At 74.0% G+C, this 22,244-nt stretch carries 25 protein-coding genes; 10 read left to right on the top strand and 15 right to left on the bottom strand.

All coding sequences use genetic code 11. The annotated features are described in order from the left end of the window. Positions 1–4 precede the first annotated feature (4 nt). The 4 genes from ACFQ8Y_RS02030 to ACFQ8Y_RS02015 all read right to left on the bottom strand — a co-directional run bounded on the left by ACFQ8Y_RS02030 (position 5) and on the right by ACFQ8Y_RS02015 (position 4,291). Complete coding sequence (locus ACFQ8Y_RS02030; RefSeq protein WP_430584441.1) at positions 5–925, bottom strand: NAD-dependent epimerase/dehydratase family protein; 921 nt, start codon at positions 923–925, stop codon at positions 5–7. After that, on the bottom strand, positions 922–1,911 hold the full coding sequence (locus tag ACFQ8Y_RS02025) for a carbohydrate ABC transporter permease (RefSeq protein ID WP_430562120.1): 990 nt from the start codon (positions 1,909–1,911) through the stop codon (positions 922–924). The genes ACFQ8Y_RS02030 and ACFQ8Y_RS02025 overlap by 4 nt, the downstream gene beginning before the upstream one ends. Then, positions 1,908–2,843 carry a carbohydrate ABC transporter permease gene (locus ACFQ8Y_RS02020; protein WP_430584440.1) on the bottom strand — a complete coding sequence of 312 codons (936 nt, stop codon included), beginning with the start codon at positions 2,841–2,843 and terminating at the stop codon, positions 1,908–1,910. Before ACFQ8Y_RS02020 ends, ACFQ8Y_RS02025 begins: the two co-directional genes overlap by 4 nt. 62 nt (positions 2,844–2,905) lie before the next feature. Then, positions 2,906–4,291: an extracellular solute-binding protein gene (locus ACFQ8Y_RS02015; RefSeq protein WP_430549372.1), complete on the bottom strand. Its 1,386-nt coding sequence runs from the start codon at positions 4,289–4,291 to the stop codon at positions 2,906–2,908. 124 nt (positions 4,292–4,415) lie between these two features. On the opposite strand from ACFQ8Y_RS02015, the gene ACFQ8Y_RS02010 reads away from it, so the two are divergent. The 4 genes from ACFQ8Y_RS02010 (at position 4,416) to ACFQ8Y_RS01995 (ending at position 7,489) form a co-directional block, all read left to right on the top strand. Beyond that, on the top strand, positions 4,416–5,579 hold the full coding sequence (locus ACFQ8Y_RS02010; protein ID WP_430584439.1) for a Gfo/Idh/MocA family protein: 1,164 nt from the start codon (positions 4,416–4,418) through the stop codon (positions 5,577–5,579). Between the two features lie 125 nt (positions 5,580–5,704). After that, positions 5,705–6,304 (top strand): dihydrofolate reductase family protein, encoded by a 600-nt coding sequence (locus tag ACFQ8Y_RS02005; protein ID WP_430584438.1) that lies wholly within the window; start codon positions 5,705–5,707, stop codon positions 6,302–6,304. Positions 6,305–6,357: 53 nt separating this feature from the next. After that, positions 6,358–6,690, top strand: coding sequence for a hypothetical protein (locus ACFQ8Y_RS02000; protein ID WP_430549369.1), 333 nt, complete (start codon positions 6,358–6,360; stop codon positions 6,688–6,690). A gap of 52 nt (positions 6,691–6,742) precedes the next feature. Then, positions 6,743–7,489 carry a sulfite exporter TauE/SafE family protein gene (locus ACFQ8Y_RS01995; RefSeq protein ID WP_430549368.1) on the top strand — a complete coding sequence of 249 codons (747 nt, stop codon included), beginning with the start codon at positions 6,743–6,745 and terminating at the stop codon, positions 7,487–7,489. A gap of 10 nt (positions 7,490–7,499) precedes the next feature. Here ACFQ8Y_RS01995 and ACFQ8Y_RS01990 read toward each other — a convergent pair whose 3' ends face one another. The 6 genes from ACFQ8Y_RS01990 to ACFQ8Y_RS01965 form a co-directional block, all read right to left on the bottom strand. Next, entirely contained in the window at positions 7,500–8,867 is a 1,368-nt protein-coding gene (locus tag ACFQ8Y_RS01990; protein WP_430562123.1) for a threonine/serine exporter ThrE family protein, read from the bottom strand. A gap of 95 nt (positions 8,868–8,962) precedes the next feature. Next, positions 8,963–9,085, bottom strand: coding sequence for a hypothetical protein (locus ACFQ8Y_RS01985; protein WP_430549366.1), 123 nt, complete (start codon positions 9,083–9,085; stop codon positions 8,963–8,965). Further along, positions 9,082–10,053, bottom strand: coding sequence for an alpha/beta hydrolase (locus ACFQ8Y_RS01980; RefSeq protein ID WP_430584437.1), 972 nt, complete (start codon positions 10,051–10,053; stop codon positions 9,082–9,084). Before ACFQ8Y_RS01980 ends, ACFQ8Y_RS01985 begins: the two co-directional genes overlap by 4 nt. Positions 10,054–10,109: 56 nt before the next feature. After that, positions 10,110–10,565, bottom strand: a complete 456-nt coding sequence (locus tag ACFQ8Y_RS01975) for a nitroreductase/quinone reductase family protein (protein WP_430584436.1) — start codon at positions 10,563–10,565, stop codon at positions 10,110–10,112. Continuing rightward, entirely contained in the window at positions 10,562–12,007 is a 1,446-nt protein-coding gene (locus ACFQ8Y_RS01970; protein WP_430584435.1) for an MATE family efflux transporter, read from the bottom strand. The genes ACFQ8Y_RS01975 and ACFQ8Y_RS01970 overlap by 4 nt, the downstream gene beginning before the upstream one ends. 2 nt (positions 12,008–12,009) lie before the next feature. Continuing rightward, positions 12,010–12,996 (bottom strand): phosphotransferase family protein, encoded by a 987-nt coding sequence (locus ACFQ8Y_RS01965; RefSeq protein ID WP_430584434.1) that lies wholly within the window; start codon positions 12,994–12,996, stop codon positions 12,010–12,012. 155 nt (positions 12,997–13,151) lie between these two features. Here ACFQ8Y_RS01965 and ACFQ8Y_RS01960 point away from each other — a divergent pair, with 155 nt between their 5' ends. Both ACFQ8Y_RS01960 and ACFQ8Y_RS01955 read left to right on the top strand, forming a co-directional pair. After that, the gene (locus ACFQ8Y_RS01960) at positions 13,152–14,402 is read left to right on the top strand and encodes an MFS transporter (protein WP_430584433.1); all 1,251 of its coding nucleotides are present in this window, start codon (positions 13,152–13,154) and stop codon (positions 14,400–14,402) included. Further along, positions 14,399–14,983, top strand: coding sequence for a TetR/AcrR family transcriptional regulator (locus ACFQ8Y_RS01955; RefSeq protein ID WP_430549360.1), 585 nt, complete (start codon positions 14,399–14,401; stop codon positions 14,981–14,983). Before ACFQ8Y_RS01960 ends, ACFQ8Y_RS01955 begins: the two co-directional genes overlap by 4 nt. Here the strand turns inward: ACFQ8Y_RS01955 and ACFQ8Y_RS01950 are convergent. From ACFQ8Y_RS01950 to ACFQ8Y_RS01940, 3 genes are all read right to left on the bottom strand, one after another. Beyond that, positions 14,977–16,149 carry a D-alanyl-D-alanine carboxypeptidase family protein gene (locus ACFQ8Y_RS01950; RefSeq protein WP_430584432.1) on the bottom strand — a complete coding sequence of 391 codons (1,173 nt, stop codon included), beginning with the start codon at positions 16,147–16,149 and terminating at the stop codon, positions 14,977–14,979. The two genes, ACFQ8Y_RS01955 and ACFQ8Y_RS01950, sit on opposite strands and share 7 nt — an antisense overlap. Positions 16,150–16,357: 208 nt before the next feature. Next, complete coding sequence (locus ACFQ8Y_RS01945; protein ID WP_430584431.1) at positions 16,358–17,005, bottom strand: DUF305 domain-containing protein; 648 nt, start codon at positions 17,003–17,005, stop codon at positions 16,358–16,360. Positions 17,006–17,085: 80 nt separating this feature from the next. After that, the gene (locus tag ACFQ8Y_RS01940; RefSeq protein WP_430584430.1) at positions 17,086–17,526 is read right to left on the bottom strand and encodes a hypothetical protein; all 441 of its coding nucleotides are present in this window, start codon (positions 17,524–17,526) and stop codon (positions 17,086–17,088) included. A gap of 115 nt (positions 17,527–17,641) precedes the next feature. Between ACFQ8Y_RS01940 and ACFQ8Y_RS01935 the strand changes: the two genes are divergently transcribed. Together ACFQ8Y_RS01935 and ACFQ8Y_RS01930 are read left to right on the top strand one after the other, a co-directional pair. After that, a complete protein-coding gene (locus ACFQ8Y_RS01935; RefSeq protein WP_430549356.1) occupies positions 17,642–17,959 on the top strand; it encodes a DUF4235 domain-containing protein in 318 nt (105 codons plus the stop codon). 4 nt (positions 17,960–17,963) lie between these two features. Beyond that, complete coding sequence (locus ACFQ8Y_RS01930) at positions 17,964–18,881, top strand: hypothetical protein (protein ID WP_430584429.1); 918 nt, start codon at positions 17,964–17,966, stop codon at positions 18,879–18,881. A 19-nt stretch (positions 18,882–18,900) separates the two neighbouring features. On the opposite strand, the gene ACFQ8Y_RS01925 is transcribed toward ACFQ8Y_RS01930, so the two are convergent. Continuing rightward, positions 18,901–19,194 carry a DUF4287 domain-containing protein gene (locus tag ACFQ8Y_RS01925; protein WP_430584428.1) on the bottom strand — a complete coding sequence of 98 codons (294 nt, stop codon included), beginning with the start codon at positions 19,192–19,194 and terminating at the stop codon, positions 18,901–18,903. Continuing rightward, positions 19,194–19,544, bottom strand: a complete 351-nt coding sequence (locus ACFQ8Y_RS01920; protein ID WP_430562134.1) for a cupin domain-containing protein — start codon at positions 19,542–19,544, stop codon at positions 19,194–19,196. The genes ACFQ8Y_RS01925 and ACFQ8Y_RS01920 overlap by 1 nt, the downstream gene beginning before the upstream one ends. A gap of 188 nt (positions 19,545–19,732) precedes the next feature. Here ACFQ8Y_RS01920 and ACFQ8Y_RS01915 point away from each other — a divergent pair, with 188 nt between their 5' ends. Both ACFQ8Y_RS01915 and ACFQ8Y_RS01910 read left to right on the top strand, forming a co-directional pair. Next, positions 19,733–20,908, top strand: a complete 1,176-nt coding sequence (locus tag ACFQ8Y_RS01915; protein WP_430562135.1) for an ROK family protein — start codon at positions 19,733–19,735, stop codon at positions 20,906–20,908. Positions 20,909–20,933: 25 nt separating this feature from the next. Then, positions 20,934–22,181 carry a Gfo/Idh/MocA family protein gene (locus tag ACFQ8Y_RS01910; RefSeq protein ID WP_430584427.1) on the top strand — a complete coding sequence of 416 codons (1,248 nt, stop codon included), beginning with the start codon at positions 20,934–20,936 and terminating at the stop codon, positions 22,179–22,181. Positions 22,182–22,244 lie beyond the last annotated feature (63 nt).

Raw genomic sequence — 22,244 nt, 5'->3', positions numbered from 1 at the left:
GGGATCAGTGCTCCTTGCTGGCGATGGTGCCGGAGGTCGTGCGAGGGGCGGTGCCGGGCAGGTCGAGCGTGGGGAGGTCGATCTCCTGCTCCGCGCGGAAGCCGATGAGCTCGCGAGCAGGGGTGAGGTCGATCGGCACCTCGCGCCCGACGAACCTGCGGGTGCGGGGGACCTGGGGCGCGTACGCGTCGAGCAGGTCCTCCGTCCGGTACGGCGCGAGGGTGCGGTCGGCGGCGAGGAAGAACGCGTGCGCGCCGGTGGTGGCCGCCGTGAGGGACAGCTCGACCGCGCGCGCGGCGTCGTCGGTGGTGAGGTACGACCAGCCCTCGAGCACGCCGGGGCGCGGGTCGTCGGTGAGGTGACGGGCCTGGGCGCGAAGCGCCTCCGCGGAGTTCACGTGCGGGAAGCGCAGCGTGACGACGTCGATGCCCCAGTGCCGCCACGCCATCCGGGCCGTGCTCTCGTCCTGGTGCTTGGACAGCGAGTACCAGTCGGCGATGTCGACGGGCAGGTGGGTGTCGTACGGGACGTACGCCGGCCACACCTCGTGCACGTTCTGCGGCAGCCCGCACGCGTTGATGCTGCCGGCGACGACGGCCCGGGAGATACCGAGCGCCCCCGCCTGGGCGAGCACGTTGAACGTGGAGACCACGTTCGTCGAGTAGACGTCGTACGGCGGGGCGATGTCCCGGTGCGCGAGGGCGGCGAGGTGCACCACCGCGGAGACGCCGTCGAGCGCGTCTGCGACGTCGTCCTGCGAGGTGGTGTCGCCGACCAGGACCCGGTCCGCCTCGAGCGACGGCGCGTCGTCGATGGACAGCGCCGTCACCCACGCCCCGGCGGCCCGCAGCCGCCGGGTGACGACGCTGCCGATCCGCCCCGACGCACCGGTGACGAGGATCTTCGTGCCTTCGACCGTGCTCATCCCTTGATCCCTCCAGCCGTGCCGACCCCGCGCAGGAACTGCTTCTGGAAGATCACGAACAGCACGACGGGGATGATGATCGTGAGGAAGACGGCCGCCATCTGCACCGACAGGGGCGCCGTCCCGGCGGCCAGCTTCGGCAGCATCACCGACACCGGCTGCAGGTCGGGGTTGGACAGCACCAGCATCGGCCACAGGAACTCCTTCCACGCGCCGACGACGGACAGCAGCGCGACCACGCCGATGATCGGCCGCGACAGCGGCAGGATGACCATGGACAGGATCCGCAGCGGTCCGGCGCCGTCGATCTTGGCGGCCTCGAGGTACTCCCGGGGGATCGAGTCGAAGAACCGCTTGAGCACGATGACGTTGAAGGCGCTCGCGGCGGACGGCAGCCACACGGCCCAGAACGTGTCCTGGAGCCGGATGTGCAGCAGCGGCATGTCGAGCACGGTGAGGTACAGCGGCACGAGCGAGATGACGCCGGGCAGGAACAGCGTGGCCAGGATGGCGCCGGTGAGCCACGGGCCCCACTTCGGTCGCAGCACGCTGAGCAGGAACGCGGCCGCGACGCTGACGACCAGGGTCGCGACGGTCGAGCCCACCGCGAGCATCACGGTGTTGCCGAGGGACTGCCCGATCTGGGCGCCCTTCCAGGCGAGGGCGAGGTTGCCCCACTCGTTCGGCGTGAACCAGATCCCCATCGGGTCGGACACGATCGCCTGGCTGCTGGAGACGGACGCCTTGGCGGACCACAGGAGGGGGCCGAGGCAGGCGACGATCAGGCCGACCAGCAGCACGCCCTGGATGAGCGTGAGCCAGAACCGGACGCTGCGGCGCTTGCGGTCGCCGGCAGAGATGAGGCCGCGGGTCTTGGGCTCCTCCGAGGCGCGCCGTCGGCGGCGGGATGCCCGGGGCGGGGGCGCGGCCGCGGGATCGGGGGCGGGCACGGTGGTCGTGGCCCGCGAGGCGTCGACGACGCTCATGACTGGCTCCACCTCTTGGTCGCGTAGTAGTAGACGACGGAGAGCAGGCCGAGGAAGGCGGCCAGGAGCACGCTCAGGGCCGTCGCGGCGCCGAAGTCCCCGTTGACGAAGGCGTAGTTGTAGATCTTCAGCAGGATGGTCTGGGTGGCGTTGTTGGGTCCCCCGCCGGTGAACAGGAACGGCTCCGTGAAGATCTGGAAGGTGCCGATGAGCTGCAGCAGGAGCATCACGAGGATGACGCCGCGCAGCTGGGGGATCGTGATGTGCCAGACGCGGCGCCAGATACCGGCACCGTCGATCTCGGCGGCCTCGTACAGCTCGGTCTGCACGGTGGCCAGCGCGGCGATGTAGATGATCGCCGTCGAGCCGGCGCCCGCCCAGGTGGCGTAGAGGACGATCGACGGCATGGCCATCGCCTCGGAGTTCAGCCAGGGGTACGGGCCCAGTCGGATCCACCCGAGCATGGTGTTGAACATGCCGGCGGACGACGGGTCGAAGAAGAACTTCCACAGCAGGATCGCGGCCACGGGCGGCACGATGGCGGGCAGATATGCCAGCGCGTTGTACAGGCCGTCGTGCTTGCGCAGCTCGTTGATCATCACGGCGAGAAAGATCGGGATCGGGAAGCCGATCACCATCGCGAGCAGCGCGAAGTAGGCCGTGTTGAGCGCGGCCTGCGCCAGCCCGGGGTCGGACAGCACGTACTCGAAGTTGCTGAGCCCCACCCACTGGGCGGGGGCGATGAGGTTGGTCTTCTGCAGGCTCAGCACCAGGCCCTGGATGACCGGGCCCCAGCTGAAGTACGCGAAGACGAGGACGACAGGGATCGCGAACAGCACGGCGTGCAGACCGCCGGCCCGGTACCAGCGGGTGATGCCGGGGCGCGGTCGCACGCGCGGCACGGCGGCCGGCGCCGCGAGGGTCTTGGACAAGGCGATGCCTCCCTTCGGGGGACCGGCCGGGCGCGTCGCGCGCCCGGCCGGTCGACGTTCGGCTAGCGCGCGGCCTGCGCGATGATGCCGTCGACGGTCTTGTTCGCCTCGTCGACGGTGGAGCCGATGTCGGCGTTCTTGTCGGTGAGCACCTTCTGCACGACCGGGTCGAGCGCGGCGTACGTCTGCTGGGTGCCCGTCGGCGGCTCGGGGACGAGCTGGAGCCCGGAGTCGGTGTAGCCCGAGAAGTTCTCCAGCGGCACGTTGATGTAGGGCTCGATCCAGCCGAGATACCGGTCGTAGACCTCCTGGGACACGGGCGGCAGCCCGGGCAGGCCGACGGGCTTGTCCTCGCCGGCGTTGGTCTTGGCCTCGTCGACGGCGACGTCCTCGTCGTAGTACTTGTCGAACTCGTAGTACTTGACCCACTTAGCGGCGGCGAGCAGCTCGTTCGGGGTGGCCTTGGCGTTGAACAGCTTGAGGGAGCCGCCGGTGAGCGTGCCGTGGTCGCCGCCGGTCTGCGGCAGCGCCGTGATGCCGAAGGCCTCGGGGTCGAAGCCGTACGTCTTCACGACCGTGTCGTACGCGTCCGGAGCCTGGAGCACCATGCCGATCTTCCCGGCCGCGAACGCCTGGCGGACGGACTCCTGGTCGTAGAGGAACTCCTTGCCCATCGAGTCGTCCTCCCAGCGCATGTCGTGCAGCGCCTGGAGCGAGTCGGCGGTGGCGTCGCCCATGGTGGCCTTCGTGCCGCCGGCGTCCTGGACCTCGCCGCCCTTGCTGTAGGTCATCGTGGTGAGCATCCAGCCGCCGGTGTTGTTGGTCGTCATCTGGGCGTAGCCGGCGACCCCGGGCACCTTCTCGGCGATGGTCTTGGCGTACTCGCGCACCTCGTCCCAGTCGGCCGGCGGCTTGTCGGGGTCGAGGCCCGCCTGCTCGAAGACGTCGCGGTTGTAGGCCAGGCCCACGGAGAACAGGCCGGTGGGGATCGTGTAGATGTGCCCCTCGTCGTCCTTGACCTTGTCGAGCGCGAGCGGGTTCAGGTCGTCGACCATGTCGAGCTCTTCGAGGTACGGAGTCATGTCGGGCAGCTGCCCGTTCGCGATCAGCTCGTGGCTGTAGGTGAGCGAGACACCCATCACGGTGGGCAGCGTGCCACCCGCGAGCTTGGCCTGGAACGTCTGCGCGTCCCACACCTCCGTGGTGGGCTCGATGGTGATGTTCGGGTTCTCCGACTCGAACTCGTCGATCCGCTTCTGGAAGGCGGCCTGCTCCTCGGGCTTGTCCGCCGTGGGCTGGTCCCCCACGGAGATGGTCACGTCGGCCTCGGGGTCGAGCGCAGCGTCCTGGCCCCCGGCGGTTCCGCCGCCGTTGGAGCACGCCGTCAGCGCGACGAGGGCTCCGGTCGTTCCGACTGCGACGGCGAGCCGCAGCGACAGTTTCCTCATTGAAACTCCTCGGGTCGGGGCTCGGGTGGTGGGACCGAGCCTGCGGTCGAGACATTAAAACCATGAGTGTTAATTAGTCAAGACCCCTGTTCACCTGGGCGATCACGTGCCTACCATCGCCGCCATGACCAACAGCACCGGCGCACCGCTGCGCCTCGCCATCGTCGGCTGCGGCGTCATCGGCCGCCTGCACGCGGAGGTTGCGGCCGCGAGCCCCGACCTCGCCGTCGTCGCCCTCGTCGACCCGCGCACTGACCGTGCGGCGGTCGTGTCCGAGCAGCTCGTGACCGCGGGCCGGCCCGCGCCCGAGGTGTGCGCCGCCCTCGGGGAAGCCCTCGCCGTAGGCGGCATCGACATCGTGAGCGTCTGCACGCCCAGCGGCGAGCACGCCGGCCTCGCGGTCCAGGCCCTGGAGGCCGGGACGCACGTGGTCGTCGAGAAGCCGCTCGACGTCGCGATCGAGCCCGCGCGCCGGTTGCGGGACGCCGCGGCGGCGCGCCCGGACCAGGTCGTCGCCGTCATCTCCCAGCACCGGCACGACGAGTCGGCGCTCGGCGTCCGCCGCGCGCTCGACGCGGGCCGCCTCGGCCGTGTGACCTCCGCCGTCGCGAACGTCGACTGGTACCGCACGCAGGAGTACTACGACTCCGGAGCGTGGCGCGGCACCTGGGCCCTCGACGGGGGCGGTGCTCTGATGAACCAGGGTGTGCACACCCTCGACCTGCTGCTCTGGTACCTCGGCGAGCCGGTCGAGGTCGTCGCCTACACCGCGCGCCTCGGCCACGAGCGGATCGAGGTGGAGGACGTCGCCGTCGCGATCGTCCGCTTCGCCTCCGGCGCGCTCGCCACCGTGCACGCCACCACCACGGCGTACCCCGACCTCGGGGTGCGGCTGCAGGTCCACGGCACGGACGGGTCGGCGGTCATCGAGGCCGACGAGCTCACGTACTTCCACGCCCGGGACGCGGAGGGCGGCGAGTGGTCGGCGAACCAGGTCGAGGCCGCGTCCGGCGGAGCCCGCGGCGCCCTCGACCCGCAGGAGTCGCACGTCGCGCAGTACGGCAGCTCGCACGGCGCCCAGTGGGCCGACGTCGTCGGTGCCGTCCGCGAGGGCCGATCGCCCTGGGTGACGCTGGACGACGGCCTGCGGGCGCTGGCGACCGTCCGGGCGGTCTATCTGTCCGCGACTCTCGGCGAGCCCGTGCGGGTCGCGGACGTCGTGGAGGGCCGGTACGACGGCGTCAAGACGCGGACCGGCGAGCCCGAGCGCGTGGCCGCGGGGGGCTGAGCGCCGGGGGGCCTGAGCACCGCGGTCGGCGTCGTCGCCGCGGGCGGATGTCGAGAACCCGCCCGCGGCTCCGTCCCCGGGGTGCGTGCCGACGGACGGCACGCCACGAGACCGACGGAGACACCATGACGCAGCAGACCGGCCGCACCGTGGCCGCGAACCTCAGCCTCAGCCTCGACGGCCGGTACCGCGGACCCGGGGGCCCGGGCGACTTCGGGGCGTTCCTGCCGTACGTCGCCACCGACACGGCGCGCGACCACATGAGCCGGATGTGCGCGGACGCGACGACGGCGGTGCTGGGGCGCGTCAACGCGGAGGGCTTCCTGGGCTACTGGCCGCCCGTGGCCGACGACGAGGCTGCCGACCCGCGCGACCGCGCGTACGCGCGGTGGTTGGTCGGCACGGAGAAGGTGGTGCTCTCGCGCACCCTCACCACGGCGTCGTGGCCGGGGACGCGCGTGGTGAACGCCCCCGCGAGCGACGTCGTGCGCAGCCTCCGGGGCTCCGGCGCGGGAGAGATCCTCGTCAACAGCAGCGCGAGCGTCATCAAGGCGCTGCTCGCCGCGGGCCTGGTCGACCGCCTATACCTGCTGATCGTCCCCGTGGTCGTCGGCGGCGGGCCGCGACTGTTCGACGACGGCTCGCCGGGCTCCACCTGGACGCTGTCCTCGCAGGTCGTGGGCGCACAGGGGGAGGTTGCCGCGGTCTACGACCGGGTACGGTGACGGCACGACCGGCGCCGCCGGGCGCCGTCCCGGACTCGAAGGAGAGCACCGCCATGGGCACCACCAGGAAGATCCTCACTGCCGCCGCCGGTCTCGGGCTCGCCGCCGGGCTCGTGGCCTCCGCGTCGTCCGCGGTGGCCGCGGAGCCGGCCGGCGACGTCACCTTCTGGGCGAGCGAGTGGTTCACGGGGGAGTCGGCCACGCTCCCGGTCACGGACGACTGCACCACGCTCCCGTTCGTCGCCCACGCCGAGTACAACGCGGGCTCGGTGGGCATCGACGTCTACGCCACCCCCGACTGCAGCGGGCACGCGCTGCACTTCCCGGCCAACGACATCCACAGCTTCGTGGACTTCGACGGCCTGAGCTTCCGCGCCTCGCGCTGACACCTGACGGACCCGCACGCGACGACGGCCCGCCCGCCACTACGCTGCCCCGGTGCTCGAACCCGCCCCGCTGATCGCCGGACTGCCGTGGACCGGGTGGGCCGTCGTCGTCCTCGTCGCGCTGCTCGTGGGCTTCTCCAAGACGGCGCTGGGCGGGCTGGGGATGATCGCCGCGGCGCTGATGGCGCTCGTCGTCCCGGCCAAGGAGTCGACCGGCGCGGTGCTGCTGCTCCTGATCACGGGCGACCTGGTCGCCATCTGGGCCTACCGCAGGTACGCGGACTTCCGGGTGATCGGGCGCCTGCTCGCACCGGTGCTCGCGGGCGTGGCGCTCGGCGCGGCCTTCCTCACCGTCGTCAGCGACGACGTCATGCGCCGCACGATCGGCGGCATCCTGCTGGCGCTGCTGGTGCTGAACCTCTGGCGAGACCGGCTGCGCGTGGACACGCGCGCCGCGACGCTCGGGTACGGCGGCCTGGCCGGCTTCACGACGATGGTCGCGAACGCCGGCGGTCCGCCGATGAGCCTCTACCTGCTCGCCGCGCGCTACGAGAAGTGGCGGTTCCTCGGCACGACGGCGTGGTTCTTCTTCACGGTGAACGTCATCAAGCTGCCGGTCGCCGTCGGCGTCGGGATCGTCGGCGCCGACACGGTCGGGCTGTGGGCCGTCCTCGCGCCCGTCGTGCTGGTCGGGACCTGGATCGGCCGGCGCGTCATCGGGCACGTGGACCAGCAGCTCTTCGAGCGACTCGTCACCGTGCTCGTGGCGCTCGCGGCCCTCAACCTCCTGCTGCTCTGACGCCGGCGCGTCAGGTCGGGCGCAGGCCCCAGCGTGCGGGCGCCATCGTGTAGATCTGCCGGTACAGCGCGGTGCCGACGAGGACGCCGAGCGCGATGGCGACGATCGACCCTGCGATGGTCGGCAGGTTCGTGGAGCTGACGGCGTCGCCGCTGGCGGTCTGGGTGAGCCCGATCAGCCCGGTCGCGCCCGGCACGAGCAGCCAGAACGCGGGCAGGAAGCACACGACGGCGGGCGGGGCGCCCCGGACGGTCTGCACGAGGTACGCGCACAGCGTCAGTGCCGCGGCGCCGAGGAAGCCGCTGTAGATGCCGCTGGTGACGGTCGCTCCGACGACCTGACCGCCGTACGCCACCAGCAGGACGACCGTGAGGAAGAAGAGCGACCGGGGCGGCCCGCAGTGGTACAGGAAGATGCCGAGCGAGAAGAGGAGCACGCCGATCCACGGCTGGAACGCCCCGAGCGTCGTGGGGGAGGAGGCCAGCGCGTCGGCGCTGGGCACCGCGGTGATCGCCAGGGCCGCGAGGATCCCGAACGCGAGGAACAGCAGCTGCGCCATCCCGGACACGAGCCGGCTGGCCCCGGCGACCATGTCGCCGGCGGCGAGCTCCTGCACGCCGGTGGTCAGCGCGGCCCCCGGCAGCAGCGTGACCAGCGGGGGTACCAGCACCTGCAGCGGCTCGCTCACGACGGCGGTGTCCGCGAGCCCGAAGACGAGCAGCGCCAGCACGAACGCGGTGACGACGGGCAGCAGGGTCGCGGCGTACGTGCCGGGCCGCACGGTCAGCTTGACGGCGCCCACCAGCACGCCGAGCACGAACGCGTACAGCAGGCTGAGGGGGTTGCCGCCGAGCAGCACGAGCCCGAGGCCCGCCGCCGCCAGCCCGTGGCCGGCCGTGCGCACCCAGACCGGGAACCGCGGGTGCGCGTCCCGGACCTCCCGCAGCCGCTCGACCCCCTCGGACGCGTCGACCCGGCCCGCGACGGCGTCGTCGACGATGGCGTAGACCTGCGCGGCGCGGTCGAAGCGGACCTCGCCGCCGGCCGACTCCGCGACGTCGAACCGGGTCTCCGTGTCGCCGGGCATCCGGATGAGGATCAGCGTCGGGAACACGAACAGCGTGGTCTGCGGCGACCCGAGCGCGACGGCCACCCGCTTGAGCGTGTGCTGGATGTCGGTGGCGGCCGTGCCGACGGTGAGCAGCGCGCCGCCGAGCAGCACCAGGAACTCCTGCAGCCGCTCGGACGCCTCGTCCACCACCGGCTCCGCCTCGAGCGACCGGCGCCGCAGGGAGAACCGGCCCAGGTGCAGGTGCCGGGGCCACCGTCGCGCCGGCGGGGCCGCCCGCGGTGCCTCGTCGCCGCCGTCACCGGTCACCGTGCCTCGCCCTCTCCCGACGGGTGCTGGATCGCGCTCGCCACCCTAGGGCCGGTCCGGGAGGCCGACCACCGCGACGCCCGGCGTCGCGGCGATCAGCGCCCGAGCAGGACGAGGACGGCGTAGGCGACCACGGCCGACGCCGCCGTCAGCAGGGCCAGGGCGGTCCAGCCCACGGCGCGTCGGGCGCGCCCGGGGCGGGGCGCGTGCGCCGTCATCCGGTCCGGTCCTCGAGGAAGTCGAGCGTGGCGTCGAAGGACCGGGCGGCCTGCGGGCGGTCGAAGTGGAACTGGTACTCGTGGGGCAGGTCGTCGCCGTCCCAGAACAGTGTCTCGGTGGGGACGCCGCGCTCCTCGAGCGCCGCCGCCAGCTCCCGGCTCTGGCTCTCGAACGGGTCCGCGTCGCCGACGGTGAGGTACGTCGGCGGGTAGTCCGCCGTCGCCTGCTCGGTCGTGGAGAGCTCGTCGGCGAACGGGGCGTCCGCCCAGTCGCGGTGGCCGGTGTACGCCCAGAGGAACGTCTGCAGGCCCGGGAACCCGGTCGCGGCCAGGGTGTCCAGGTCGTACGCGCCGCAGTACAGGACGACGGCGCGCAGGCGGTCCGCCGGGACGCCCGGCGTGAGGCCGAGGTCGTCCGCGAGCCGCGGGTTCGTCTGGACGGCGGCGAGCTGGCTCGCGATCTGCGCACCGGCGGAGTCGCCGCCCAGGACGATGCGCGCGGGGTCGCCGCCGAGCTCCGCGATCCGCTCCTGGACGACGGCGAGCGCGGCGTTGCCCTGCCGCACCGGCACGGGGTACCGGGCCTCCGGGGCCAGGGTGTAGTCCAGGCTGACGACCGTGTAGCCGCGGCTCGCGAGCAGGAAGGAGAAGTCCTCGACGGTGGCCGGGGAGCCCGAGACGTAGCCGCCGCCGTGCACCCACAGCACCACGGGGTGCGGCCCCTCGGACCGTGGCATGTACACGACGGCGCTCGCGTCGGGGGCGTCCGGGGTCGGGACCGGCACGGTCCGCGGGGCCGCGACCGCCGCCCGCGCGGCCTCGACGTCCGGCGGTGCCGTGACGCCGGGACCGGAGTCGAACAGCGCCCGCAGCATCGCCGCGCCCGGCTGCACGGAGACCTGGTACCAGCCCAGCGCGAGGAGCGCGCCGACCACGACGGCCGTGACCGCGCGTCCCGTGCGGCGCAACCACGGTCGACTGCCGCGTGCCGGCGGGCCGGGCCCCTCGGCGGCAGGCACGACGGTCAGCGCCGCGTCAGGCGGATGACCGGGAGCTCGCGGTCCGTCCGCTCCCCGTACCGCGCGAACCCGGGCGCGGTGGCGGTGATGGTCCGCCACACCTCGGCCCGCTCGTCGCCGTGCAGCTCGGTGGCGGAGACGGGGATCTTCTCGCCGCCCGTCTCGACGGTCGCGCGGTCGGGCGCGGCCGCCAGGTTCAGGTACCAGGCCGGGTTCTTCGCCGCGCCGGCGGCGGAGGCGACGACGTACCAGGACCCGTCGCCGACCGGGAACGACGCGACCGGCACCGGCCGCTCCTCGCCGCTCCTGCGGCCGAGCGTGGTCAGCACGATCGTGTCCCCCGCCCCGGTCCGGCCGCTCCTCCGCCGGATCCGGTGCGCCATCCGCCGGTTGATCCACGCGAGGAGCGGGCCGCGCGGCTGCCGCGCCCCGCGCGTGCCCTGGGGGTGCGTGAAGGTCATCGGTTCCTCCATCGTCGTCGACGTCGTCGCTGGCCGGGACGGTCCCGGCCGACTGTACGCCCGGGTGCGGGCTCGGCCCGGCCGGCACGGTGCAGCACCACGAAGGCGCAGGCGGCCGAGAGGACCTCGCCGGCGGCGAGGGCGACCCAGGTGCCCGTCGGTCCCTGCGGCCCGAGGGCGAGCACCAGCGGCACCTTGAGCACGAGCAGCGTGCCGACGGAGAGCACGTAGGACGGCCGCGCCCGGCCCAGGGCCTGGAAGTACGCCGAGACCAGGGGCGTCACGCCGGCCAGGGCGACGCCGACCGCGATGATGCGCAGCGCGTCGGTGGCGGTCCGCACGACGTCCGGCTCGTCGACGAAGAGGCGCACGAGCGGCTCCGCGAGCAGCGCGACCACGGTCGCGGCCCCGATCCCGTACGCGACGGTGGCGCGCAGCGCGAGGGTCCGGGCGCGGGCCACGCGCTCGTCGAGCCGCGCCCCGGCGTTGTACCCGACGATCGGCTGGAGGCCCTGGCTGATGCCGGTCTGGGGCATGGTGACGAACGTCTGGACGCGGGCGCAGATGGCGTAGGCCGCGAGGGCGACGGCCCCGCCGGCCGCGGCTCCGGCGCCCGCGGCGTCGTCGCGCGCGAGGGACAGGTTGACGAGCACGGCGAGCACGGTGGTGCCGAGCCCCGCGAGGAACGACGGCGCGCCGATCCCGATCAGGGCGCCGACCGTCCGCGCGCGCGGCCGCAGGTCGGCCCAGCCGATGCGGTAGGGCCGGCGGCGCTGCACGAAGAAGAACCAGATGCTCATGGCGGCCGACACGGCCTGCCCGCCGACGGTGCCGAGCGCCGCGCCGCGCACGCCCAGGTCGAGACCGAAGATGAGGATCGGGTCGAGCGTGATCTGCACCAGGACCGGCACGAGCCAGAGCATCGTGGAGAAGAGCATCCGGCCCTCGGCGCGCACGAGCGCCGAGAAGCCGGTGGACACCAGCGCGCCCGCCAGGATGACCACGGCGTAGTCGCGGGCGTACCCGAGCGTCGCGCCGGTGGCGCCGAGCGCCGTCAGGAGCGGCCCGAGGAACACGAGCCCGGCCACGGTGGTGACGACGGCGGCCGCCCAGAACACGACGAACGCGTTCCCGGCCGCGCGGGCCGCTCGCGCCGGGTCGCCGGTGCCGAGGCTGCGGGACACCAGCGACGCCCCGCCCACGCCGACCGTGGTGGACACGGCGCCCAGGCCGAGCAGCACCGGCGCGACGAGGTTGACGCCCGCCATCGCCGTCGGCCCGACGCCGCGCGCGACGAACCAGGCGTTGGTCAGGGCGTAGATGCCGTACACCCCGACGGACAGGGTGGTCTGGGAGCAGGTGTGCCACAGCAGCCGCCCGACCGGGCGGGAGCCGAGCCGGTCGGCCTGCGCCGTGGTGTCGGGCGCCGTCCTCCGTGCCACCGTCACCTCGTGCGGCCGAGCAGGCGCATCGCGACGTCGAGCTGCTCGCACGCCCACCGGTACTGCTCGGCCGTCTGTCCGCGGTAGGTGGTCTCGACGAGCATCGTCACGGCGAGCCAGAGCGTGTACAGGCGCCGGCGCGAGCGCTGGGAGGCCGTGAGCTCTCCCAGCCCGAAGCCGCGCAGGAACGGCGCGGGGTCGGGGAAGACGGTCAGGTCCAGGCCGGTGAGCCCGGCCTCCATGAGCGGGTCGCCGTACATCGCCCGCTCGTGGTCGATGACGGCGACGACGCGGCCGTCGCGGAGCATCGAGTTCTTGGCCCACAGGTCCACCTCGACGAACCGGGGCTCGGTGACCTCATCGAGCACGTCGGCGTGCGCGGCCCAGGCCTCCCGGACGTCGTCGTACTTCCAGCCCAGGTCGACGGCGGCCCGCTCGCCGTCGGCGAGGACGTCCTCGAACCACGCGGTCGCGGCGTCGCGCCAGGTGGCGAACCCGGGACCCTGGAGCGGGCCGAAGTGCGGGCCGACGATCTCGGTGAGCCGCCGGTTCGCGGCGCCGAGGGCCTCGAACCCGACCTCGACCTCCTCGGGGGTGAGCTCGCCCGCCTCGGCGGCGATGCCGAAGCACGGGGCGTCGACGTACTCCATGACGAACCAGTCGGCCTCGATCAGCCCGCCCGTCAGGTCGACGAAGTCGAGCCGCGGGACGGGCACGTCCGAGCGCTCGCGGACCAGCTCCATGGCGGCGAGCTCGTTGCGCATCATCCCGTGCTCGCGGGCCATCAGGGCCACGTCCGCCGGCGGCGCGATCTTGAGCACGACCTGCTGCCCGTCGCGCAGCCGGAGCCGGTACAGGGCGTTGAAGAACCCGTAGGACAGCTCGGTCGCGAAGTCCTCGCCGTCCGGCACCTGCTGCGGCCCGTAGGCCCGCTCGATCATCGCCCGCAGCGTCGCCGTCGACTGCCGGTTCTTGGTGATGCTCTCCACGCGTCGTCGCTCCTCGGGTCCCGCTGGTCCGTCGTCATCGGTCGGTCCGCCTGTGGGAACGCTCCCACGCGGCTTGCCCAGGAGGCTAGCCGAGTCCTCGACAAATGACTACCACTCGGTAGGCAATCGGCCGATCTCTATGTACGATCGTACGCATGCCCCGTCCCGACCTCGGCCCCGCCCTCGCCGACCGCCGTGCCCGCGCCGCCGTCGCGGCGCTGTTCCTCACCAACGGGGCGCTGTTCGCCAACCTCATCCCGCGCTACCCGGAGATCAAGGCCGACCTGCAGATCAGCAACGCGACCTACGGCCTCGCCGTCGCCGCGTTCCCCGCGGGCGCCATCGCCGCGGGCTTGGCCGCCGGGCTCCTGGTCCGGCGGTTCGGGTCCGCGCGCGTGGCCGTGGCCGGCACCGTCCTCACGAGCCTGGGGGTGCTCGCGGCCGGCGTCGCGCCCGGCCTCGGGCTGCTCGTCGCGGCCCTCTTCCTCGGCGGCGCGATGGACGCCTGCACCGACGTGGCCCAGAACGCGCACGGCCTGCGGGTGCAGCGCCGGTACGGGCGCTCGATCCTCAACTCGTTCCACGCGGTGTGGTCGATCGGCGCCGTGCTCGGCGGCTCGATGGCCGCCGTGGCGATCGCGCTCGACGTGCCGCGCGGCGTCCACCTGGGGGTGTCGGCCGTCCTGTTCTCCGCCGTCGCGCTCGTCGCGCTGCGGTTCTGCCTGCCCGGGCTCGACGGCGCCGTGCAGGACGGCGACCCCGCACCCGCCGCAGACGCCGGCGCCGCCTCGCGGTCGCGGGGCCGCACGGTGCTGGTGCTCGCGGCCCTGGTGCTGGTCGCGTTCGCGGGCACCCTCGTGGAGGACGCCGGGAACTCCTGGGCCGCCGTGTACCTGTCGGGCAGCCTGGGCGCGGCCGCGGCCGTGGCGGCGACCGGCTACATCGCGCTCACCGGGGCGCAGTTCGTCGGGCGGATGCTCGGCGACCGGTTCGTGGACCGGTTCGGCCAGCGGGCGGTGGCGCGTGCGGGCGGCCTGCTCGTCGCGGTGGGCACCGGCCTCGCGCTGGCGTTCCCGTCGGTCCCGGGGACGATCGCCGGGTTCGCCTGCGCCGGCTTCGGCGTCGCGACGCTCGTGCCCGCCGCGATGCACGAGGCCGACGAGCTGCCGGGCCTGCGGGCCGGCACCGGGCTCACCGTCGTGTCGTGGCTGATGCGCCTCGGGTTCCTGCTCTCGCCCCCGGTCGTCGGGCTGGTCGCCGACGCCACGAGCCTGCGCACCGGTCTCCTGGTGCTGCCGCTCGCCGGCGTGGTCGTCGTGCTCGCCGCGGGAGTCCTCTCCGGTCGTCGCCCGGCCCGGGCCGTGACGGCCGCCGCGCGGCCCGCGGACGCCATCATGGGGTCATGACCGACGGCACCCGACCGCGCCGCTACGACCCCGAGCGCCGCGACCGCATCATCGACGCCTGCCTCGACGTCGTCGCCGCCCACGGCGTCGCGGGCACCTCGCAGCGCCGCGTCGCCGCGGCCGCGGACGTGCCGCTGGGCTCCATGACCTACCACTTCGCCGGGCGGGACGAGCTGCTGCGGGAGGCGTTCGGACGCTTCACCCGTCAGGCGTCCGCGCAGTTCGACCGGCGCATGGCCGAGGCGCCGGACCGTGACGCCGCGCTGCGCGCCGTCGTCCGGCTCATCACGCTCGACGTCTTCGCCACCCAGCGCGACCTCGTGCTGTCCCACGAGCTCTACACGCTCGCCGCGCGCGACCCCGCGTTCCGCGACCTGACGAACGACTGGATGCGCCGCAGCCGCGCGGCCCTCGGCCGGCACTTCGACCCGGCGACCTGCCGCGTGCTCGACGCGTTCGTGGAGGGCATGACCATCCACCGCGCCCTCGACACCGAACCGCCGGACGGGGTGGACGTGCTCGACGCGGTGCGCCGGCTCGCGGGCCCGGGCTCAGGTGCGGAGGCCGGGACCGGTCAGTAGCCGCCCATCTGCGTGACGCCCGCGGTGTACTCCCAGTGCCACGGCTCGTACTTGGAGCCGCCGGGCCGGGCCCAGTCGGGGTTGTCCCAGCCGTAGGCCGGGGCGTTCGCGGCGAGCCAGGCCCACCGGGAACCGGAGTACGTGTCGGGGCAGATGTCGACGGCGAGGCCCCAGCCGTGGTTCGACGTGCCGGGCACGGCCGCGAGGTACCCCTTGGCGGCCTTGGTCGCGACCTGCTGCGCGTAGCTGCGGAAGCCGTCGGTGATGCACATCGACTCGCCCCACGCGGCCTTGTACGCCTCGTTGAGCTCGGCGAGCTTCACGGCCGCGTCGGCGCGGACCTGCGTGCGCCCGTCCCACAGCGTGCACAGCTCGCTCGACGGGATCTGCCCGTTGGACCCGCTCCCGGAGGCGAACCCCTCGCACCCGGGGAGCACCGGCGGCGCGGCCTCGATCTCGCCCCGGTCGAGCGTCTCGACCGACATCTTCGCCTTGTTCGACACCGTGACGGTCGCGCCGCCCGCGGTCTGCTTCACGGCCGAGGCCTGCGCGACCCCCGCCCGGGCGCCGCTGCGCGAGGCACCGCCGGCGCGGTCGTCGACGGCGGCGGCGGCCGCGGCCGTGATCGACTCGAGCGAGCCGGTCGTCGGCTGGTCGTCGGGCTCCGGTGCCGCGGCCTGGGGCGCGATGGCGGTGAGCGTCGTGGTGGTGGCGACGGCGACGGTCAGCCCGACGCCCAGTCCCGCCAGGCGGCCGGGGACGCGCTTGCGTGCCGACTTGCGCACCGGACGGCGCTCGGAGCGGGTCGTCTCGGAGCGGGTCGTCTCGGGGCGGGCGGTCTCGGAGCGGGGCTTCTGGCTGCGGGGCGTCTCGTGCCGGGCGTCCGGGCGGACGGGGTCGAACACGTGCACGTGCACGACGGCGGGCGCCGCAGGCGCCGGAGCGTGGACGTGCACGGGAGCCGCGGGTGCGGCCGGCGTCGGAGCGTGGACGTGCACGGGAGCCGCGGGTGCGGCCGGCGCCGCGTCGGCCTGGTGGACGGGCTCGTGGACGGGCTCCGGGACGTGCCGCACGGCGGTGGCGGGACGGCTGCGCCCGCCGCGGCCGGGGTCGCGTCGGCTCGGGTAGGTGCGGGTGGGGGCCGGTGCGGGCTGCGTCTGCGTCATCGGGCGGCCAGCGCCGAGGCGTCGGGCAGAGCGGATGCGCCGCGGTGCGCGGTGCTCCTGTGAACGTGCGTTGTCATGCGACCTCTCCTGCTGCCTGAACCACCGGCCCGGAGGAACGTACCGCACCGGCGGGTGGAATGTCACGAAACGATCACGAGGTGGTATGGCGGCGGCGACCCGGGCCGCGGGGACCCGGGTCACCGGAGCGTCACCGGGACGCCAGGAGGTCCCGCATCTGCTGGATCTCGGCCGTCTGGGAGTCGACGACGGACCGCGCCATCTCGACGGCGCCGGCGTGCTCGCCGGCGGACACCTCGGCCTGCGCCATCTCGACCGCGCCCTCGTGGTGCGCGACCATCTGCTCGAGGAACAACCGCTCGGCATCCGTCCCGGTCGCGTCCTCGAGGGCCTGTAGGTCCTCGGCCGACATCATGCCGGCCATGCCGTGATCGCCGTGATCGCCGTGGCCCGCGTCGGCTCCGGCCCCGGCGTCGGCGCCCCAGTCGTCCAGCCAGCCGGTGAGGGTGTCGATCTCGGGCCCCTGGGCGGCCTTGACCTGCTCCGCCAGGTCGACGAGCTCGGGGCTGACGCCGTCCTTGGCGAGCAGGGCGTCCGACATCTCGATCGCCTGCTCGTGGTGGGGGAGCATCATCTGCGCGAACATCACGTCGGCGGCGTTGAACGTGGCGTCGGTCGCGGTGCCCGACGGTGCGTCGGACGACGGCGAGGAGCCGCCCGTGCCGGTCGTGCCGTCCATGTCGTGGCCGGCGTCGTCCGCGGCGCACGCGGCGAGCGCGAGGCCGACGGCGAGGACGAGCGCGGGCACGCGGGCGCGCGTCAGGAATCGGTGCGTCATGAGGATGGGGCCTTTCTCGAGGTTCTCGGTGGGATCCGCGGCGGGCCGGCGCCCCCGGACGGGGGCGGGCCCGGGCGGTCCTACGTCCGAGAGATCCCGAGGGTGTGCAGGCGGGGACCGGCCGCCGGGCGGGCGGCGACCGGGAGCGGGAGCCACGCCACGACGCGCGGGCCCTCGGCCCGCAGCAGGGCGCGTGCCCCCGGCCCGGCGAGCGAGAGCAGCACCGCGAGGATCATGAGGCACATCGCCGTGACCATCTCGTGGCCGCCGCAGCCGTCGGCGCCACAGCCGGAGGGGGTGCCGGCGTCGTGGACGACCGGGGCGTCGGCGTGCGACGTCGTGCCCGGGTCGCTCTGCGCCTGGGCCACGACGGCGACGGGGGCGTGGTGCTCGGCGTGCCGGGTCGCGGAGCCGCTCATGGCGTGCATGAGGACGACGCCCACGACGACCGCGAGCACGAGCAGCACCCCGGCCAGGCGCCCGCGACGGCCCGTCAGCAGGGGGCGCACGGTGCGGATCATGCGTCCTCCTTCGGGGGTGTTCGCTGCGGGTGCCGGCGGGCGACCCTGGCACTGTAACCACCGCGCGGGCGCGGTGCCCCGTGCGGGACGCCCGGGCCCGGCCTAGCGTCGGGGGATGAGCGAGGACAACGACGTGGACCGGACCGAGAAGTCGGGCGGCAAGGCCGCGAAGATCCTGTACCGGCCGGTGGGGATCGTCAGCTCGATCGTCGGCGGCATCGTGGCGGGGCAGGTCTTCAAGCAGGTCTACAAGCGGGTCGCGCCCGGGCACCCGGACGACGCGCCCACGCCCCTGCAGTCCGAGTACCGGATGCGGGAGATCCTGCTCGCGTCGCTGCTGCAGGGCGCGATCTTCGCCGTCGTGAAGGCGGCCATCGACCGTGGCGGCGCCCGGGCGTTCGAGCGCTGGACGGGGGAGTGGCCGGGCGACTGACCCGATGACCACCGACGGGTCCCGCCCCGCCGACCGGGTGTGGCGGCGGCTGCCCCACGAGGCGAGGCCGCTGCTCGAGACCGGCCTGCCCGGGGCCGACCTGCGCACCCTGCTGCTCGACGTCGCGGCCGCGCGCGCCGCCGCGACGCGGCCCGCCGACGTCCTCGCGCAGTGGCGTCGTGACCGCATGGTGCGGCCGACGGACGTCGACCCGCGGCGCCTCTGGCCGCTGGAGGCGCGCCTGTGGGCGGAGCTGCCGGAAGAGTTCGCCGCCGTCGAGCCCGCGCCCGTCGCGCCGCTCGCCACGGCCGCGGCGCTCGGCGGGGTGAGCCAGCAGCGCGTCGTCACGACGACGCGGCTCACCGAGGTGGTGAGCGACTCCAGCAACGTGCTCGCCGTCGAGGCGGCGGACCGCCGTTCGTCCCGCCCTCGCGACGAGCCCGTGCACGTCGCCGCGGTCCAGCGCCAGCTGCGGGCCCAGGTGTTCGGCCCGGGCGCGGGCGCGCACTTCCGCCTCCTCGTGCTGGTGTCGAGCGCCCGCGCGACGGGCTCCGGGCGGACCGAGGCGGGCCTGCTCGTCACCCACGTGCGCGCGTGGCAGCGGCTGCTGGGCGCCACGGTCCCGCACCGGCACCCGCGGGTCGCGCTGACGGTGTGGGACGACGGCGGGGTGGCCGAGCGCGTCGCGGACACGGTGCTGCCCGCGGTCCGGGACGACGTCGTGCCCGTGGTGGTGGACCAGGCCCGGGAGCGCGGCCGGTCGTACTACGAGGGCGTCGCCCTGCGCCTCACCACCGACGACGCGGCCGAGCTCGGCGACGGCGGCCTCACCACCTGGACCGCGCGGCTGCTCGGCGACCGCAAGGAACGGTGCCTCGTGTCGTGCGTCGCCACGGAACGTCTCCTGGAGCCCGGCGGCTGACCTGCGCCCGGCCCGCCTCTCACCAGTCCGCGGGCCGGGAGTCCTTGCCATCGAGCCACAGCCGGTCGCTGGAGTCACGGTGCGTGCCGGTCGTGCCGACGTGCTTGGTGCTGATCCGGTCGCCCTTGACGATCACGTGCGCCACCGCCTGGGCGTGCCCGTGGCCGATCTCGTACGTCTCCTTGAGCCACGCGACGACGGGCGTGGTCCTGCTCTCGGGGCCGAAGCCCTGCTCCGCGGCGGCGGCGACGATCTGGCGGGGCGTGAGCCCGGTCTTCGTCTCGACGGTGTCGAGGTAGGCCTGGAACGACATCAGCGGTGCTCCTCGCTCTTGTTCTCCTGGATCATCGTGGCGGAGGCGTGGATGCACATCATGCGCAGCACGCCGGTGCCGGTGTTGGTGAACCCGTGCCAGACGTCGGGCCCGACGACCGCGGTGTCCCCGGCACGGGCGACGACGGTCTCGGCGCCGACGCGGATCGTCGCCTCGCCCTCCAGCACCGACCAGGTCTCCGTGTAGGGGTGACGGTGCAGGTCCGGGCCCTGGCCGGGGTCGTTCGTGACGAGGAAGAACGACACGCCGGAGCCGTGGTGGTGGCCCTCGAAGCGCAGCGTGCGCGAGCCGGGGAGGCGGAGGGTGTCGGCGGGGACGACGGCGGCCATGGTGGCTCCTTCGTGAGGTCGGGGCGTCGTCGGACCCGGTGCCGGCGACGTGTCCCCAGCCTGGGGCGCCGCTTCCGGGGCCACGAGAGTTTCGGTCCTGGTCGAAAGGTGGTCGCGCCGCGCCGACGGCCCGACGAGTTTCGCGTCTTTCGTTGACATGCTGAAGGAAAGGGGATCAGAGTGTCGGGGTGCAACGACGCGCAGACGTTCCCCGCCTCGGTTCGCTCGGGCCCTCCGCCCGAGCGGTGGTCCGCACGCTGCTGCTCGCGGGGCCGCTGTCCCGGGCGGAGCTCGCCCGGCGCCTGGAGCGCTCGCCGGCGAGCATCACCAAGACCACCCAGCCCCTGGTCACCTCCGGCCTGATCAGGGAAGATGTGGCCCAGTCGGCCGAGAGCCGGGGCCGTCCCGGCGCCCCGCTCGTGCTGCAGGCGGCCCTGCACCGGTTCATCGGGGTCAAGGTCACCGCCGACGAGGTCTACGCGGTCCGGACGGACGCCGCCGGACAGGTGGAGGCCGCCGGACACCGGCGCCTGCCCGACGTCGAGGAGTCGACCGTCGTCGCGCAGATCCTTGAACTGGTGAATGAACTACGGGGCGCAGGCGAGATCCAGGCGCTCGGCGTCGGCCTGGCCGGGCGGATGTCCCGCTTCGACGACACCGTGCGCGCCAACCCGTTCCTCGGCTGGGACCAGGTCCCCCTGGCACGGGTGCTGGAGCAGGCGACCGGCATCCCCACCGTCCTCAGCGAGGACGCCCGCGCGCTGACCGCCGGGGTGCAGTGGTCCGGTCCCGGCCGCGGCATGAGCGACCTCGCGGTGCTGACGGTCGGCGTCGGCGTCGGGCTGGGCATCGTCATCGAGGACCGGGTGCTCGCCGGCCCGTCGGGCCGGGTCGGCCGGATCGGGCACATGCGGGTCGCGGACTCCGGCCCGGCGTGCGAGCGCGGGCACCGCGGCTGCGCGTCGGCGTTCCTCACCACGGCGGCCATCACCCAGGGCATCGGGGTGCCACGCGGGCGGGCCGACCTGGACCTGGACGCCGCCCTCGCGCTGGCGGCCGACGGCGACGCGGTCGCGCTGCGCGTGTTCGCCGACGCCGGCCACGCCCTGGGCGTGCTGATCGCCCAGCTCGCGAACACGCTCGGCCTGCCCGCCGTGATCCTCGCCGGCGACGGCCTCGGCATGCTCGCCCACGGGCGTCCGGCGCTCGACGCCGCGCTCGCCGACCACCTCGACCCCCACGCCACCCGGCCCACCGTGGTGGCGTTCTCCTCCGGTTTCGACGAGTGGGCGCGCGGCGCGGCGGTCGTCGCGTGCCAGTGGATGCTCGTCGACCCGCCGCCGCACCGCACCGACCCGGCCTGATCCGACACACCCGCAGGAGGCACCGTTGTCCGCACTTCCCCTCGACCCGACCGCCCCGCTCGCCGAGGACGCCGGCTCGATCAGCGTCGGCATCGTCGGCGCAGGCCAGTTCTCGCGCAGCTTCGCGACGCTCTGGGACCTGCACCCGAACGTCGACCGGCTCACGATCACCGACCTCGTCCCGGAGCGTGCCAAGGCGCTGGCGGACCGTTACGACCGGGCCACCGTCGTCGACAGCTTCGAGGAGATGCTCGACTCGGACGTCGACGCCGTCGCGATCTTCACCCAGCGGTGGACCCACGCGCCGCTGGTGCTGGCGGCGCTGGAGGCCGGCAAGCACGTGTACTCGGCGGTGCCGATGGCCACCGAGCTCACCGACATCGAGGAGATCATCGCCGCCGTCCGGCGCACCGGGCTCACCTACATGATGGGCGAGACGAGCTACTACAACCCGGCCACCGTCTTCGTCCGCGAGAAGGTCCGTGAGGGCGCGCTCGGCCAGGTCTTCTACGCCGAGGGCGACTACGTGCACGACATGGACCTCGGCTTCTACGCCGCGTACCAGTACAGCGGCGGGGAGAACTGGAAGGCCACGGCGAGCTACCCGCCCATGCTCTACCCGACGCACGCGATCGGGGGCGTGCTCGGCGCGCTGCCGACCCGGGCGGTGAGCGTGAGCTGCCTCGGCGTGGAGGACCGGCGCGGCGACGGCGTCTTCGACCGGGAGGTCAGCCAGTTCGGGAACAGCTTCTCGAACGCGACGGCGCTGTTCGAGCTGGCCGACGGCGGCGCGATGCGCACCAACGAGATGCGCCGGGTGGGCTACCCCTCGCACATCCGCGAGTCGCGGTTCCGCTTCTTCGGCACCGAGGCCAGCTTCGAGCAGCTCGCCCACCAGAGCGTGTGGAACGACAAGGAGACGTCCACGGACGTCTCCGCCGACTTCGTCCCGGTCCGGGGCGGGGGCGACGACGCCGACCTCGCCGACGTCGACCCGGCGCTGCGCGAGGCGTTCACCTCCGGCTCGGCGCCGGTCCACGACCGGACGCGGCTGCCCGCCACCTACGCCGACGCGCCGAACGGGCACGAGGGCTCCCACCACTTCCTCGCCGACGACTTCGTGCGCGCCGTGGTCACGGGCGAGCACGCGCCCGTGGACGCCTGGCTCTCCGCGAAGTTCACCGCGCCCGGCATCGTGGCGCACGCCTCGGCGCTGGCCGGCGGCGAGCGGCTGCCGATCCCGGACTTCGGGAGCCGGCCCGCGCACGACTGAGCACCACCGCCCGCGCACGCGGCCCGGCGTCGTCCACGACGCCGGGCCGCACCGCGCCGCACT

The sequence above is a fragment of the Isoptericola sp. NPDC056605 genome, from assembly GCF_042792795.1.
Classification (GTDB): domain Bacteria; phylum Actinomycetota; class Actinomycetes; order Actinomycetales; family Cellulomonadaceae; genus Isoptericola.
Note: the sequence above shows the minus strand (reverse complement) of the source record. Positions and strands in the feature narration are given on the sequence as shown.